Source organism: Zoogloea ramigera (genome assembly GCF_006539865.1).
GTDB classification, from domain to species: domain Bacteria; phylum Pseudomonadota; class Gammaproteobacteria; order Burkholderiales; family Rhodocyclaceae; genus Zoogloea; species Zoogloea ramigera.
In genome coordinates this window covers 59,452-74,688 of the sequence record NZ_BJNV01000011.1, presented here as the reverse complement: position 1 = coordinate 74,688, position 15,237 = coordinate 59,452, and the positions used below count along the sequence as shown (strand labels likewise).

Genomic DNA, 15,237 nt, shown 5'->3' with positions numbered 1-15,237 from the left:
TCCATGATATTTTCTATGGTTGGGCGCGTACCCGATGCGAGCCCATCTACGCGGAGACAACGGATCACCGCTGCTTTGGTCCTTGGATAATGAAAATAGAGGGAAGTTAAATGGCTGCAGGGAAATCGAAGATCATTTATACGCTCACGGATGAGGCGCCGCTCCTGGCTACATGCGCATTTCTTCCCATCATCCGGACCTTCACCGGCCCGGCCGGGATCGAGATCGAAAAGGCGGACATCTCCGTTTCGGCCCGCGTTCTCGCCGAGTTCTCCGAGTACCTGAGCGATGAGCAGAAAGTGCCGAACACCCTGGCCGAACTGGGCGCCAAGACCCTCGAGCCGGACGCCAACATCATCAAGCTGCCGAACATCAGCGCCTCCGTCAGCCAGCTGAAAGCCTGCGTCAAGGAACTGCAGGCCAAGGGCTACGCCATCCCGAACTACCCGGAAGACCCGAAGACCGACGAGGAGAAGTCCATCGCCAGCCGCTACGGCAAGTGCCTGGGCTCCGCGGTCAACCCGGTGCTGCGCGAAGGCAACTCCGACCGCCGCGCGCCCCTCGCGGTCAAGAACTACGCCCGTAAGAACCCGCACTCCATGGGTGAATGGAAGCAGTGGTCGCGTACCCACGTCTCCCACATGCACAGCGGCGACTTCTACCACGGCGAAAAGTCGATGACCCTCGACAAGGCCCGCACCGTGCGCATGGAGCTGATCGCCAACGGCGGCAAGATCACCGTGCTGAAGCCTAAGGTCGCGCTGCTCGAAGGCGAGATCATCGACTCGATGTTCATGAGCAAGAAGGCGCTGTGCGACTTCTACGAGAAGGAGCTCGAGGACTGCCGCGAGTCCGGCATCCTGTTCTCGCTGCACGTCAAGGCGACGATGATGAAGGTGTCCCACCCCATCGTCTTCGGCCACTGCGTCAAGATCTTCTACAAGGAAGCCTTCGAGAAGCACGGCGACCTGTTCAACGAACTCGGCATCAACGTCAACAACGGCATGGTCGATCTCTACGAGAAGATCAAGAGCCTGCCCGAATCCAAGCGCGACGAGATCATCCGCGACCTGCACGCCTGCCAGGAGCACCGCCCCAAGCTGGCGATGGTCGACTCCGCCAAGGGCATCACCAACTTCCACTCGCCCAACGACGTGATCGTCGATGCCTCCATGCCGGCGATGATCCGCCAGGGCGGCAAGATGTGGGGTGCCGACGGCAAGCAGTACGACAGCAAGTGCGTGATGCCGGAGTCCACCTTTGCCCGCATCTACCAGGAGATGATCAACTTCTGCAAGACCAACGGCAACTTCGACCCGAAGACCATGGGCTCCGTGCCGAACGTCGGCCTGATGGCCCAGAAGGCCGAAGAATACGGCTCCCACGACAAGACCTTCGAGATCCTCGAGGACGGCATCGCCAACATCGTCGACGTCGACACCGGTGAGGTACTGCTCACCCAGAACGTCGAAGCCGGCGACATCTGGCGCATGTGCCAGGTCAAGGACGCCCCGATCCGCGACTGGGTCAAGCTGGCCGTCACCCGTGCCCGCAACTCCAACACCCCGGCCGTCTTCTGGCTCGACCCGTACCGCCCGCACGAGAACGAGCTCATCAAGAAGGTCACCCAGTACCTCAAGGAGCACGACACCACCGGCCTCGACATCCACATCATGTCCCAGGTCCGCGCGATGCGTTACACCCTCGAGCGCGTCATCCGTGGCCTCGACACCATCTCGGTGACCGGCAACATCCTGCGTGACTACCTGACCGACCTGTTCCCGATCATGGAGCTGGGCACCTCGGCCAAGATGCTGTCCATCGTCCCGCTGATGAACGGCGGCGGTATGTACGAGACCGGCGCTGGCGGCTCTGCGCCGAAGCACGTCCAGCAGCTCACCGAAGAAAACCACCTGCGCTGGGATTCCCTCGGCGAGTTCCTGGCGCTGGCCGTGTCCCTCGAAGACCTCGGCATCAAGGACGGCAACCCGCGTGCCAAGCTCCTCGCCAAGACCCTCGACGCCGCCACTGGCAAGCTGCTCGACAACAACAAGTCGCCGTCGCCGCGCACCGGTGAGCTCGACAACCGTGGCTCCCAGTTCTACCTCGCGATGTTCTGGGCCCAGGAGCTGGCCAACCAGACCGAAGACCTGGAACTGGCCGCCCACTTCGCCAAGCTCGCCAAGGCGCTGACCGACAGCGAAGCCCAGATCGTGGCCGAGCTGAAGACGGTGCAGGGCAAGCCGGTGGATATCGGTGGCTACTACAAGGCCGACTCCGAGAAGTGCAAGGCCGTGATGCGTCCGAGCCCGACGCTCAACGCCGCGCTGAAGGCCGCCCGCGTCTGAGCTGCGTTTAAGCCTTGCTGCGCCGGGCCGGCGAATCCGTCGGCCCGGCCCACAAAGCTCAACCCGCCCGCGAGGCGGGTTTTTTTCGTCCCTCGGCAGCCCCGCAACGTGCCGTAATCGCGCTCGCCGCTGCTGCAACACGGTTGCCCATCTCCCGGGTTGAGCCTATCGTCATGCTTTGGGGTTTGCTCCGATCGGCGGGGGAGAATTTCAATGTGGTTTTTCGGTGCCTTGCTCGGGCTCGTTTTTGGAGGTCTGGTCCTCGGTGATTCGGGTTTGCTCGTCGGGGCGCTGGCCGGCGGTTTCGCCGCCCATTTCCTGAAAACGAGGTTGGTGCCGACGCCGCAGGATGAGCTCGAAAGCCGGGTCGCGGTGCTCGAAGAGGACGTCCGGCGGCTGCGTCACGAAGTCGAACGTTTGCGGGGCGGTGGAGCGCCCGCTGCGAACGAGGATGTCGGCGCTGCAGCCGAGCCCGAGCCGATTCCCGCCGCGAGCGCGCCTGAGTCGGAGCCCGTTCCGGCGCTTGCCGCGCCGCTCGAGCCAGCTTTTGACGCCGTCGCGATATCGCCGCCAGCGCCCCAGCCCCAGCCCCAGCCCGTGCGGCAGGAGGATGAGGACCGGGGGCGGGCGATCGAGGTACCCGGGTGGCTGTCTCGTCTGTCTGCCGGCAATCCGCTCGCCAAGATCGGCGTCGTGCTGCTGTTCTTCGGGGTCGCATCGGGCTTGAAGCTGGCCATCGAGCACGGCCTTTTTCCGGTCTGGCTGCGGCTCGCGCTGGTGGCCGTGGTTGGTGTGGTGCTGATCGCCTTCGGCTTTCGCAAGGCCCGTGAAGCGGCCCACCGCGGCTTCGGCCTGGCGCTGCAAGGGGGCGGCTTTGCGGTGCTCTACCTGACCGGCTATTTCATGCTCGCCCGCTACGGCATGCTGAGCGAGGGGCCTGCCTTCGTGTTGTTCGCCGTGCTCGGCGTGGCCTGCGTCCTGCTGGCGGCTCGCCAGGACGGGCCTGCGCTGGCGGTGCTCGGCATCTCCGGCGCCTTCCTGGCGCCGGTTCTGGCGGGAGGGCGCAGCGACACGCCGCTGCCCTTGTTCTCTTATTTCACGCTGCTCAATGTCTTCGTACTGGGGGTGAACTGGTTCAAGGCGTGGCGTTCGCTCAATATCGCGGGCTTCGTGCTGACTTTGCTGATCGGCATGGCCTGGGGTGTGGACCACTATCGGCTCAGTCACTATCTCGTCACCCAGGCGTTTGTGGTGCTCTTCCTGGCAGCCTACTCGGCGATGCCCGTCGCGACTGCGCTTCTGCAGGTGCCCGGGCTGGCGGCCTGGCATGAGGGCATCCTGCTGTTTGGCGTGCCGTTGGCAGGGGTTGGCCTGCAGGTGGCCCTGGTAGGCGATCTGGAGTATGGCCTCGCCTGGAGCGCCTTGGTCGGCTCACTGTGGTATTTCATGCTCGGTGGCCTGCTGCTGCGCAGGCGGGCGCCCGCGAATGCGCTCCTTGAGCAGGCCTGCCTGGGCATTGCGGGGGTGTTGCTGACGATCGCCGTGCCGCTGGCCTTCGGGGCGCTGCTGACCTCTGCCCTGTGGGCGCTCGAGGGCTCCGCCGTCTTGTGGCTCGGCGCGCGTCAAGGGCGGCCCTTGGTGCAGGCGGCAGGGCTGGGGGTGCAGATCCTGGCCGGGGCGGCCCTATTGCTCGACTGGGACGTCCTCGCGCGCCGCCTGCCGGTGGCCAACGATGCAGTCTTCGGCGCGCTGCTGCTGTCCGTTGCCGGGCTGTTCTCCGCCCGTGTGCTGCGCGGTGTGGCGCAGCCTTTTGTCGCAGCCTGGCTGCCGCTGGCGTGGGCGCTGCTTTGGTGGTTCGGCGGGGCTGTGGACGAGATCCAGCGTTTTGCACCGGCCGATCTGCAGGCGCCGATCGGGCTCGGCTTCGTCACGCTGACGGTGCTGATCCTGGAGGGGCTGGCCCGTGGGTGGCGTTGGGGCGGGCTCCGAGCCGGAGCGGCGCTGTTGCCGGCGGGCCTGCTGATGGCGGTGATGCTCAGCGTGGTGCGGAGTGGGCATCCGCTGGCCGGCTGGATGGCTGCCGCGCTGCCGGCTGCGATCGTCGTCCATGGCTTGCTGCTGCGGGCCCACGAGCGGGGGGCCGAGCAGCCCGCAGAGCCGGCCGTCGCGGTTCTTCTCGAAGACCTCGTGATGTTCCGGCATCTGAGCGTCTGGTGGCTGCTGGTCTGGCTGCTCCCCGCCGAGCTCGACTGGCGGGTCGGGCGGCTCGCGCCGGGTGTCGAGCTGTGGTCGTGGGTGATCTGGACGCTTGCCGCAGGCGCTGCGCTGGGCGGGGCCTTGATCGGTCAGGCGCGCGGCTGGTGGCCGTTCCGGGTGGTGGCGGCCCGCTACGTGCCGCTGGGTGTCGCGCCGCTGGTACCCGGCCTGGCGCTGTTGCTGGGGTGGGGCAACCTCAGCCTGTCGGGGGGGGGTAGCGGAGTGCCCTATCTGCCGGTGCTCAGCGTCTTCGACCTGGTCCAGGGCATCGGCTTCGCGGCCCTGTCGCTCACTGCCCGGCAGCTTGCTCCTGCGTGGCGCGGGGCATCACGAATGGGCATCATGGCGCTCGCCTTCCTGTGGCTGTCGGCGCTGGCGGGACGGCTTGCCCATCATTTCGGGAGCGTGCCCTTCGAACTTGCGGCACTGATGGCTTCCAGCCTCTTCCAGGCGGTGCTGACACTCTTCTGGACGGTTACGGCGATCGCCACAATGATCCACGCTTCCCGTCGCCACCTGCGGGAGCAGTGGTTCGCCGGCTTTGCGTTGCTGGCCGTGGTGGGGGGCAAGCTGTTGCTCTTCGATGCCAGCGGACGCGGCACCGTGACCTGGACGCTAACCCTGATCGGCGTCGCGCTGTTGGTGTTGGCCGCAAGCTATTTTTCCCCGCTGCCACCCCGGGCGGAGGCCCCGCCGGAGCAGGCGCGAGGGTGACGCGAGCTTCTGCCAGTCTTGCGTTGCAGGCTTCCGTGGCTCTGCGCCATGGCTGCGATGCATGCGGCGCTCGGCGCCATGTCGGCACGCCGCCGACATTCGCCTTGTAAGGGCGACGCCCGGCCGACCATGGTTGCATGGGAGCCATGTTTCCCACTCAAGCGTCTCGGCCTGCCTCATGACGCTTCTGTTGATGGCTCGCACCTCGTTGATGATGGCCCTCGGCCGCTCGTTGGGGCTCTTCGCCCTCAAGGCTTGCGACACATGGCGGTGGTGCCGAATTTCGGCCAACTTTCTCGATTCCTCACCCTGTTCTTCCCCGGGGCTGAAAAGCAAAAGGCCAGCCCTCGTGAGGCTGGCCTAAGTGCTTGATGTTGCTGGTGGGCCCAGCAGGACTTGAACCCGCGACCAAGCGATTATGAGTCGCCTGCTCTAACCAACTGAGCTATGGGCCCGAAAAACGGTGGGGCCGCGGCGGCGGCCCGGTGTGTCACGCCTCGTTGTCGAGGAAGCTGCGCAGGCGCTCGGAGCGGCTGGGGTGACGCAGCTTGCGCAGGGCCTTGGCTTCGATCTGGCGGATGCGCTCGCGGGTCACGTCGAACTGCTTGCCGACTTCTTCCAGCGTGTGGTCGGTGTTCATCTCGATGCCGAAGCGCATGCGCAGGACCTTGGCCTCGCGCGGGGTGAGGGAATCCAGCACCTCCTTGGTGGCGTCGCGCAGGCTGGAGTACAGCGCCGCCTCGGCCGGGGCCAGGGTGGCGTTGTCTTCGATGAAGTCGCCCAGGTGGGAGTCGTCGTCGTCACCGATGGGGGTTTCCATCGAGATGGGCTCCTTGGAGATCTTGAGGATCTTGCGGATCTTCTCCTCGGGCATCTCCATCTTCTCGGCCAGGGTCGCGGGGTCGGGCTCGTTGCCGGTCTCCTGCAGGATCTGGCGCGAGATGCGGTTCATCTTGTTGATCGTCTCGATCATGTGCACCGGAATACGGATGGTGCGGGCCTGGTCGGCGATCGAACGGGTGATGGCCTGGCGGATCCACCACGTGGCGTAGGTGGAGAACTTGTAGCCGCGACGGTATTCGAACTTATCAACGGCCTTCATCAGGCCGATGTTGCCTTCCTGGATCAGGTCGAGGAACTGCAGGCCGCGGTTGGTGTACTTCTTGGCGATCGAGATCACGAGGCGCAGGTTGGCCTCGGTCATTTCGCGCTTGGCGCGGCGGGCCTTGGCTTCGCCGGTGGACATCTGCTTGTTGATGTCCTTGAGTTCCTTGAGCGGGATGCCGATGCGGGCCTCGAGGTCGATCAGCTTCTGCTGCTCCTCGAGGACGGCGGGCAGCATGCGCATCAGCACGGCGGAGTTGGCCGGGCCGGCGGCGATTTCGTTCTTGAGCCAGTCGAGGTCGGTTTCCCGGCCCGGGAAGCTCTTGATGAAGTGCGGGCGGCCCATGCCGGCCTTGTCGACGCAGAGGTTGAGGATCTTGCGTTCGTGGCTGCGGGCCTGGTCGACCATGTGCCGCACGGCGTCGCACAGGCGTTCGGTGGTGCGTGCGGTGAAGCGGATGTTCATCAGCTCGGTGGAGACTTGCTCCTGGAGCTTGAGATAGGCCTTGTCCTGGTAGCCCTTTTTCTGGAGGGCGGTGGCCATCTTTTCGTAGAGGCTGCGCAGGTTGGCGAAGCGCTCGAGGGCTTCGGCCTTCATCTTGATCAGCGAGGCCGACTGGGCGCCGCCGCCGTCACCGTCGGCTTCTTCGTCTTCCTCTTCGCTTTCGTCCACGTCCAGGTCTTCGCTCTCGGACATGGCTTCGATGTCCTCGACGGCGTTGGGATCGATCAGGCCGTCGATCAGCTCGTCGATGCGCATCTCGTCCTTGGAGATCTTGTCGGCGGCCTCGAGGATGTCGGCGATCGTCGTGGGGCAGGCGGAGATCGCCTGGATCATGTGCTTGAGGCCTTCCTCGATGCGCTTGGCGATCTCGATTTCGCCTTCGCGGGTGAGGAGCTCGACGGTGCCCATTTCGCGCATGTACATGCGCACCGGGTCGGTGGTGCGGCCGAACTCGGAGTCGACGGCCGAGAGGGTCTGCTCGGCTTCGGCTTCGGCCTGCTCGTCGTCGACGACGGTGGGCGCGACTTCGGACATCAGCAGGTCTTCGGCGGCCGGGGCCACGTCGAAGACCTGGATGCCCATGTCGTTGAAGGTGCTGATGATGGACTCGATCTGCTCGGCGTCGACGAGGTCGTCGGGCAGGTGGTCGTTGATCTCGGCGTAGGTGAGGTAGCCGCGTTCCTTGCCCAGCGCGATGAGGGTCTTGAGCCGCGTGCGGCGGACTTCTGCCTCTTCAGCGGTGGGCGCCTCGGCGATCATCGGGGCAAGTTTGTCCTTGACCTTCGCTGCTCGCGGCTTGGCAGGCGCTTTGCGCGGTGTTTTGGGCTTTTCCGTGGTCATGGTTGTCCTCGATTGGTCGTCCGAGCTGTTGTCTGGTAGGTCTCGGCGAGCGAATTTCGCGAAACCGAAAATTATATTACGAATCTTGTGCTTTTGTGCGGGCTTGAAGTTTCTGTTTGCGCACAAATAATTCGGCGAGGTGACGTCTTTCCGTTGCGTTCAGTCCTCGTTCCCGCTCCTGGGCGTTCAATGCATCGATCTCGCGACTGACGGCATCCGCTTCCAGCTTCTTGAGTGTGTCGTTGAGCAAGGGTTCAATCGTGGCCTCGTCGAAGGGGCTGTCGGCGAGCTGGCCGGCCATGCGGTCGATGGCTTCGGCGTGGGGGCTGCCCCGGTAGTGTTCGAGCAGGGCGCCGATGCCGTGGGTGGGCAGGTCGCCGACGCTCAGGGCGTCGACGATGGCACGCAGTGCCAGGCCTTCGGGGCTGTCGTCGGGGAGCAGGTCGATGGGTAGGCGGGCGGCCCACACCGGGTGCTGGATGACCAGCTTGAGCAGAGTCTCGATGGCCGACAGTGGGCGCTGCCGCGGCGCCAGGCGGGGCAGGGCGTTGCGGCCCTGGCGGCCGTTGAAGTCGCGCCGCCCCTTGAAGCCGCCTTCGAAGGGTGGGTTGTCGTCGAAGCGGCGCGGCGGCGCGGCGGCCTTGAGGCCGAAGGATTGCTCGACCTCGGCCTGGGTGAAGCCGGCGGCCTCGGCCAGCATCTTGATGACCTGCAGGCGCAGCAGCGGGGCGGCGATGCGGGTGACCAGCGGCTTGGCCTCGTGGATGAGCCTGGCGCAGCCTTCGGCGGTGCCGAGATCCACGTCTTTTTTGAGTTCGGCGAGCAGGAATTCGGCCAGCGGCAGCGCGCGGTTCATTGCGGCGCGGAAGGCGTCGGGCCCTTCGGCGCGGACGAAGCTGTCCGGGTCGTGCTCTTCGGGCAGGAACAGGAAGCTCAGCGTCTTGTTGTCGGCCAGGTGTTCGAGGCTGACCTCGAGGGCCCGCCCGGCGGCGCGGCGGCCGGCGGCGTCACCGTCGAAGCAGAATACGACCCTGTCGGTGAGACGCAGCAGCTTCTGGATGTGGTGCGGCGTGGCGGCGGTGCCGAGGGTTGCCACGGCGTTGGCGACGCCGAACTGGGCGAGGCCGACCACGTCCATGTAGCCCTCCACCACCAGCACGCATTCCTGGTCGCGGACGCTCTGGCGGGCATGCACGAGGCCGTAGAGCTCGCGCCCTTTCTCGAAGAGCGGCGTCTCGGGGGAGTTGAGGTACTTGGGTTCGCCCTTGCCGAGGACGCGGCCGCCGAAGCCGATCACGTTGCCGCGCTGGTCCTGGATCGGGAACATGATGCGGTCGCGGAAACGGTCGTAGCGGCGGCCGTCCTCGTTCTCCAGGACGAGGCCGCATTCGAGCAGGCCGGCGGCCTTGTAGTCGGCGAAGGCGGCCTGCAGCGCCTGCCAGCCTTCGGGAGCGTAGCCCAGTCCGTAGCGGGCGGCGATCTCGCCGGTGAGCCCGCGCTGCTTGAGGTAGTCGATGGCTACCGGGCTGCGCTTCAGTTGATCTTTGTAGAAACGCGCTGCCTGGGCCATGAGCTCGGTCAGCGACTGGTTGCGGGCGTGGTTGAGGTCGGGCTTGAAGTCGTCCTGGGGGACTTCCATGCCGATCGTGCCGGCGAGCTCCTTGACCGCGTCGATGAAGCCGAGCCCGCTGTATTCCATCAGGAAGCTGATCGCGCTGCCGTGGGCGCCGCAGCCGAAGCAGTGGTAGAACTGCTTGGTGGGGCTCACCGAGAAGGAGGCGGATTTTTCGCCGTGGAAGGGGCAGCAGGCGAAATAGTTCGCGCCGCCCTTTTTGAGCGGCAGGTAGCGTTCGACGACTTCGACGATGTCAACGCGAGCGAGCAGATCCTGGATGAAGGATTGCGGGATCATGTAGGGCGGCCGGCGCGGAGGGCGCCGTACTCATGAATCCTAGTTGCTCAGGCGCGATTTCACCAGCTTGGAGACCTCGGCCATGTCGGCCTTGCCGGCCAGCTGGGGTTTGAGCACGGCCATCAGCTTGCCCATGTCGGCGGCAGCGCTGGCGCCGGTGGCCTTGATGGCTTCGTCGACGGCGGCGGCGATCTGGTCGGCGTTCAGGCCGGCGGGCTTGTAGGCCGACAGCACGTCGATCTCGAAGCGCTCGGCGTTGGCCAGGTCGAAGCGCTGGGCAGCTTCGTACTGGGCGACGGAGTCACGGCGCTGCTTGAGCATCTTGTCCACCACCGCGAGCACGGCCGCGTCGTCCAGCTCGATGCGCTCATCGATCTCCCGCTGCTTGACGGCTGCGAGCAGCAGGCGCAGGGCGGACAGGCGGGCGCTTTCCTTGGCGCGCATGGCGGCCTTCATGTCTTCGTTGATGCGGACTTTCAGGGACATGGTGGATGAGGTTCCTGGCGAAGGGCTACGAGATGGGCGGGCGCTGTGGTGGTGTGACGCAAACCAAAACGCAAACGCCACGCGCTCGCGCAAAAGCGCGTATCGCGTGGCGGTTGGGAAGCGTGTACTCGGGGTGTTGCTTAGTACATCTTCGGCGGCAGGGTCTGGCTGCGCAGGCGCTTGTGATGGCGCTTGACGGCGGCGGCCAGCTTGCGCTTGCGTTCGGCGGTCGGCTTCTCGTAGAACTCGCGGGAGCGGAGTTCGGGCAGCAGGCCCACTTTCTCGATGGTGCGCTTGAAGCGACGGATGGCAACTTCAAACGGCTCGTTTTCTTTGACGCGGATACCCGGCATTGCGTGCTTCCTCGAAAATTCTTTTGACGGAAAGGCGAAGAGTATAACGAAGTCCCCAGCGACTACCAAGCCCCTTTTTAGCTTTGTTGTCGATAGGCAGGTAAAATCCGATTTTTGTGCGGGCCGATCATGCGCGTTCTGGGTATCGAAACCTCCTGTGACGAGACGGGTGTTGCCGTCTACGACACCGACAAGGGCCTGCTCGGCCACCGGCTGCACTCCCAGATCGACCTCCACGCGGCCTACGGCGGCGTGGTGCCTGAGCTGGCGTCCCGCGATCATGTCCGTCGCTTGCCGTTGCTCCTGCGGGAAACCCTGGCCCTGACCGGGCTTTCGATGCGTGACGTGGACGCGATCGCCTACACCGCCGGGCCGGGGCTGGCCGGTGCGCTGCTGGTGGGGTCCAGCGTGGCCGAGGCGCTGGGCGTGGCGCTCGGCATCCCGACCCTGCCGGTGCATCACCTGGAAGGGCACCTGCTCTCGCCGCTGCTGTCGGCCGATCCGCCGGCGTTTCCCTTCGTAGCGCTGCTGGTCTCGGGCGGCCATACGCAACTGATGCGGGTCTCGGGTGTGGGTGATTACGCGCTCCTGGGCGAAACCGTGGACGATGCCGCCGGCGAGGCCTTCGACAAGACCGCGAAACTCATCGGCCTGCCGTATCCGGGTGGGCCCGTGCTGGCAAAGCTGGCCCTCGAGGGAACGCCCGGGCGTTTCAAGCTGCCGCGCCCGATGCTGCACAGCAAGGATTTCGATTTCAGTTTCAGCGGCCTTAAAACGGCGGTGCTGACCACCGCGACGGCGCCGGGTTTTGCGCCGGAAGACCGGGCTGATCTGGCCGCCGAGTTTCAGGCAGCGGCGGTGGAGGTGCTGGTCGCCAAGGCGATGGCGGCGCTCCGCCACTGTGGTCTCCGCCAGCTGGTGGTCGCCGGTGGTGTGGGTGCCAACCTGGCCCTGCGTGCCGCCCTCGACGCTGCGGCGGCGAAGCGCAAGGCGAGGGTGTTCTACCCGGAGCTCGAACTGTGCACCGACAACGGCGCGATGATTGCCTTTGCGGGGGCCATGCGCCTGATGGCCGGCGAGCAGGTGGAGGCCTCGGACGGCCGCTTTGCGGTGCGGCCGCGCTGGAGCCTGCAGGAGATCACGCCGCCGCAGGCCGCAGCGTGATCAATAACTGGCGCGCGCCGGCCCGCGTCAGGCGCCGGGGCTTTTCTTCTTGCTGCCGATGCGGCTTTCCTGGCCCGCGACGAGGCGCTTGATGTTGTCCTTGTGGCGCCAGATCAGCAGGGCTGACATGGCGCTGCAGGCGAGCACCCAGTAAGCGTCGAGCCCGAGCACGAAGGCGACGGCTGGCGCCGCGAGGGCTGCGCAGAGGGCGGCCAGGGATGAGTAGCGCAGCGTGAAGGCGACCCCCAGCCACACCCCCAGGGTTGCGAGGCCGAGCCAGCCGTTGGCGCCGATCAGCACGCCGGCGGCGGTGGCGACGCCCTTGCCGCCCTTGAAGCCGAGGAAAATCGGAAACAGGTGCCCCAGGAAGGCGGCCAGGCCGGCGGCCGGTGCGGCGATGGCGCTGATCTCCATGGCCGGAGCCAGGCTTGCTGCGGCAAATACGGCCAGCCAGCCCTTGAAGGCGTCGCCCACCAGCGTGAGGACGGCGGCGAGCTTGTTGCCGCTGCGGAGCACGTTGGTGGCCCCTGGATTGCCCGAGCCGTAGCTGCGCGGGTCGGCCATGCCGAAAAGACGGCTCACCACGACCGCAAAAGGCACGGAGCCAAGAAGGTAGGCGGCGACAAGAAGAAGAGCGAGTTGCATTGTTTCGTGGAGGAGCGAGCTAGAATGAGCGCGATTTTAGCCGGGACGAGCAATGGATTTCATTTTTATCGAGGCGCTGCGGGTCAAGTCGCGCGTGGGCATCTATCCGCGGGAGCGGGTAGCCGAACAAACCCTGGAGTTGAATCTGACTTTTGGCGTGCCCGACGCGGCAGCCGAACACGACGATATCGCCGATACCATCGACTACGCGCAGGTGATCGCGCGTATTCGGGAAGAGCTGGCGGTTCAGCAATTCAACCTGATCGAAACGCTCGGCGAGTTCATCGTAAAGCTGCTGTTCGATGAATTCGGTGCACCGTGGGTGAAGCTGGCGATTGCCAAGATCGGCGTGATGAAGGATGTGCGGCGTGTGGGGGTATTCATCGAGCGCGGCCGCAATGGGGTGTCTCCACCCGCTCACGTGCCGACGGCAGGCCTGCCCGGCTGAGCGGGCAGCGCCTTGCGCGCTGCCAGGCTCAGGCTGCGGTGACGGCTGCCGCGTCGGCGCGCAGGTCGTCGAGGGCCTTGCCCTGGGCCAGCCAGTCGATGACCCACTGGGGCTTGCGACCGTGCCCGGTCCAGCCGATGGCGGAGTTCTCCGGGTGGCGGAACTTGATCACCGAAGCGGCCTTGGCTTTCTTGGCCGGCTTGGCTGCGGCCGCTTTTTTGGTTGCCGGGGCGGCGGCGGGGGCTTTCTCGGCTTCCTGGCCGATCACTTCATTGAGGCTCATGCCGTGTTCCGCGGCGAGCTTCTGCATGCGCTTCAGCAGATCTTTTTTGGCGGTGTCGGAGCGGCGGCGAATTTCGGTTTCGACTTTCGTCTGGAGGCGGCGCAATTCCGCAACGGAAAGTGAAGACAGATCCATGGTGTGTTTCCTTGATTTGCTGTTCTGGTGGCAGGAACCGACTGATCAATAAGCTCGTCGGCCCGGGTTTTATTTACGCGCTTATTTTGCCACCAATGCCCGGTGGCTTGGCAAGTGTTTGCAAGTGTTTTATTGCAATTCAGTCGATCGCCACGGTGACCAGCTGCGGTTTGAGTGTCTGGACGATGTCATGGGGATGGACGCCGACAAGGAAGCCTCTTTTTCCGCCGTTTATGTAAATGAGCGGCAGATCGAGAATGCTGCGCTCCATGAATACCGGAAGTGCCTTGCGGGTGCCGAAGGGCGATGTGCCCCCGACCAGATAACCCGTGTGGCGTTGGGCCACCGCGGGGTCGCAGGGGCTGATCTGCTTGTGGCCGGATTGCCTTGCGAGCTCCTTGGTGGAGACCTTGCGGTCGCCGTGCATCAGGACGACGAGAGGGTGACGGCCTTCGTCTTCCATGATGAGTGTCTTGACCACTGAATGCTCATGGACATTCAATTCACGCGCCGAAACCTTGGTGCCGCCGTGCTCCTCGTAGGCATAAGGGTGGCTCGAAAAGGCGACGCGATGCTCGCGCAGGAAGCGCGTGGCGGGAGTTTCTGGTGTATTGCCTGGAGTACGTGACATGGCGGCTCCGGATGGGTGGGTTATGGAGTGTCGGCTGCGTGTTCGGACTTGAAACGGCAGTTCAACGTCGCATCGGCGCGTGGTGTCGGCACCCGACGGCGGGCGGCGAAAGAAAGTGCAAAGCCGGAGTCCGTGCGCAATAGCGGTCTGCGAAAGTGATCGGCGGTCGCAATAGGATTGAATGCGTGCCGCCTCAAGCGGCGGCTTCGTGTTGTAGAAGCCAGCGTTTTGTGTCGATCAGAAATCCCTCGGCGTGATGGGCAAAGCCGCCTATCCCTCGGGCCGAGACGACACGATGGCAGGGCGTGACGATGGGAAACGGATTGTCTCCGCAGGCCTGGCCGACGGCGCGGGCGACGCTGCCGAGCGATTCGGCGAGCTGGCTGTAGGTGCGTGTCTCCCCGCGGGGGATCTCGCCTATTGCAGCCCAGGTGCGGCGCCGGAAGTGGCTCCCCTGCTCAGCGAGCGGGAGGTCGAACCGGTAGTCGGGGTCGGCGAGGTAACGGGCCAATTGCTCGACGGCCTTTTCGGCGGGAATGCCGGATGGCTGCAGCGCGGCGGCACTGCCCGGCAGGAAGATGATTTCGCGAAGATATTCGGCATCTGCGATGATGCCCAGCGCGCCGAACGGGGTTGGCAGGATCGCCGAAAAGGGGGGCTTGCCGGTGAGGTTTTGCATATAGGGTGCGGGCGCTGACATGAATGAATTCTGCGCCCGCCACCGGCCTTGCGGCAAGGGTCGGCTTTTTCAGGCTTTTCCGAGGAGGGCGTTCTTCAGGTCTTGGTCGACGGGCTTTTCACCGATCCAGATGCGCAGCAGGGCACGATAGAAATCTTCACCGGGAATATCCTTTCCGCGCGCCTCGTTGCCGACGGAAAGCCGCGTGCCGCTGCCGGGCAGCCATTCGAGCCGGATCTGGCTGCCGGCCGGCGTCGATTTGAGGGCGATGATGGCATTCCGGAAATCGTCGATGCGGGGCTGCAGTTTTGCCAGCTCTGCGTCCGAGTGATTCCGCTTGAGGCCGTCGACGAGGGCGTCGGCAAATTCGCTCGCGCCGAGTTCGCGCAGGGTGGTGATCTGGATGCGCTTTGGCCCGCTGCTGGCCATGACGGCTTCTGCGCTATTGCCGCTGCGGGGCAGGTAGAGGCCGATCGCGTAGATCTTGAGCATGAAGCGGGTGCGCAGGGACGCGCCATTCAGGACGAGCTCGCTGCCGGCGAGGCTGGCCTTGTCGTCAAAACGGACGCCGGCGACATCGGCTGCGGTGGCGGGAAGCGTGATGCCGAGGGCTGCGGCGAGCAGGGCTGGGCGCAGCAGGCGGCGCAGGGTGGTGTGCATGGCGGTCTCCTTTATTGGCGTGGATGTGCAAACGCCCGTCCGTCGTATTTGTATGCGATTTCGAACGGGCGTTT

13 protein-coding genes and 1 tRNA gene are annotated in these 15,237 nt (G+C 65.1%); 4 read left to right on the top strand and 10 right to left on the bottom strand.

Annotation, left to right across the window (positions count from 1 at the left end):
* Positions 1–110 precede the first annotated feature (110 nt).
* On the top strand, positions 111–2,348 hold the full coding sequence (locus ZRA01_RS05040) for an NADP-dependent isocitrate dehydrogenase (protein WP_141349907.1): 2,238 nt from the start codon (positions 111–113) through the stop codon (positions 2,346–2,348).
* Positions 2,349–2,561: 213 nt separating this feature from the next.
* Positions 2,562–5,318, top strand: a complete 2,757-nt coding sequence (locus ZRA01_RS05035; RefSeq protein ID WP_141349905.1) for a DUF2339 domain-containing protein — start codon at positions 2,562–2,564, stop codon at positions 5,316–5,318.
* Between the two features lie 378 nt (positions 5,319–5,696).
* On the opposite strand, the gene ZRA01_RS05030 is transcribed toward ZRA01_RS05035, so the two are convergent.
* The 5 genes from ZRA01_RS05030 to rpsU all read right to left on the bottom strand — a co-directional run bounded on the left by ZRA01_RS05030 (position 5,697) and on the right by rpsU (position 10,518).
* Positions 5,697–5,773: transfer RNA gene (locus tag ZRA01_RS05030), tRNA-Ile, on the bottom strand.
* A gap of 35 nt (positions 5,774–5,808) precedes the next feature.
* Positions 5,809–7,767 (bottom strand): RNA polymerase sigma factor RpoD, encoded by a 1,959-nt coding sequence (gene rpoD, locus ZRA01_RS05025; protein WP_141349903.1) that lies wholly within the window; start codon positions 7,765–7,767, stop codon positions 5,809–5,811.
* Positions 7,768–7,843: 76 nt separating this feature from the next.
* On the bottom strand, positions 7,844–9,679 hold the full coding sequence (gene dnaG, locus ZRA01_RS05020; protein ID WP_141349901.1) for a DNA primase: 1,836 nt from the start codon (positions 9,677–9,679) through the stop codon (positions 7,844–7,846).
* Positions 9,680–9,718: 39 nt separating this feature from the next.
* Positions 9,719–10,165, bottom strand: a complete 447-nt coding sequence (locus ZRA01_RS05015) for a GatB/YqeY domain-containing protein (protein WP_141349899.1) — start codon at positions 10,163–10,165, stop codon at positions 9,719–9,721.
* A 140-nt stretch (positions 10,166–10,305) separates the two neighbouring features.
* A complete protein-coding gene (gene rpsU, locus ZRA01_RS05010; RefSeq protein WP_079432811.1) occupies positions 10,306–10,518 on the bottom strand; it encodes a 30S ribosomal protein S21 in 213 nt (70 codons plus the stop codon).
* Between the two features lie 129 nt (positions 10,519–10,647).
* Here rpsU and tsaD point away from each other — a divergent pair, with 129 nt between their 5' ends.
* Positions 10,648–11,682, top strand: a complete 1,035-nt coding sequence (gene tsaD / locus ZRA01_RS05005) for a tRNA (adenosine(37)-N6)-threonylcarbamoyltransferase complex transferase subunit TsaD (protein ID WP_141349897.1) — start codon at positions 10,648–10,650, stop codon at positions 11,680–11,682.
* A gap of 27 nt (positions 11,683–11,709) precedes the next feature.
* Here tsaD and plsY read toward each other — a convergent pair whose 3' ends face one another.
* Positions 11,710–12,327: a glycerol-3-phosphate 1-O-acyltransferase PlsY gene (gene plsY, locus ZRA01_RS05000; RefSeq protein WP_141349895.1), complete on the bottom strand. Its 618-nt coding sequence runs from the start codon at positions 12,325–12,327 to the stop codon at positions 11,710–11,712.
* 52 nt (positions 12,328–12,379) lie between these two features.
* Here plsY and ZRA01_RS04995 point away from each other — a divergent pair, with 52 nt between their 5' ends.
* Positions 12,380–12,775: a dihydroneopterin aldolase gene (locus ZRA01_RS04995; protein ID WP_141349894.1), complete on the top strand. Its 396-nt coding sequence runs from the start codon at positions 12,380–12,382 to the stop codon at positions 12,773–12,775.
* Between the two features lie 28 nt (positions 12,776–12,803).
* Here the strand turns inward: ZRA01_RS04995 and ZRA01_RS04990 are convergent, their stop codons facing one another.
* The 4 genes from ZRA01_RS04990 to ZRA01_RS04975 all read right to left on the bottom strand — a co-directional run bounded on the left by ZRA01_RS04990 (position 12,804) and on the right by ZRA01_RS04975 (position 15,163).
* Positions 12,804–13,193 (bottom strand): H-NS histone family protein, encoded by a 390-nt coding sequence (locus ZRA01_RS04990; protein ID WP_141349892.1) that lies wholly within the window; start codon positions 13,191–13,193, stop codon positions 12,804–12,806.
* Positions 13,194–13,332: 139 nt separating this feature from the next.
* Positions 13,333–13,824, bottom strand: coding sequence for a Cys-tRNA(Pro) deacylase (ybaK, locus tag ZRA01_RS04985; protein ID WP_141349890.1), 492 nt, complete (start codon positions 13,822–13,824; stop codon positions 13,333–13,335).
* A gap of 193 nt (positions 13,825–14,017) precedes the next feature.
* Positions 14,018–14,503: a methylated-DNA--[protein]-cysteine S-methyltransferase gene (locus ZRA01_RS04980; RefSeq protein WP_141349888.1), complete on the bottom strand. Its 486-nt coding sequence runs from the start codon at positions 14,501–14,503 to the stop codon at positions 14,018–14,020.
* A 69-nt stretch (positions 14,504–14,572) separates the two neighbouring features.
* Complete coding sequence (locus ZRA01_RS04975) at positions 14,573–15,163, bottom strand: chalcone isomerase family protein (RefSeq protein WP_218028654.1); 591 nt, start codon at positions 15,161–15,163, stop codon at positions 14,573–14,575.
* Positions 15,164–15,237: the final 74 nt, after the last annotated feature.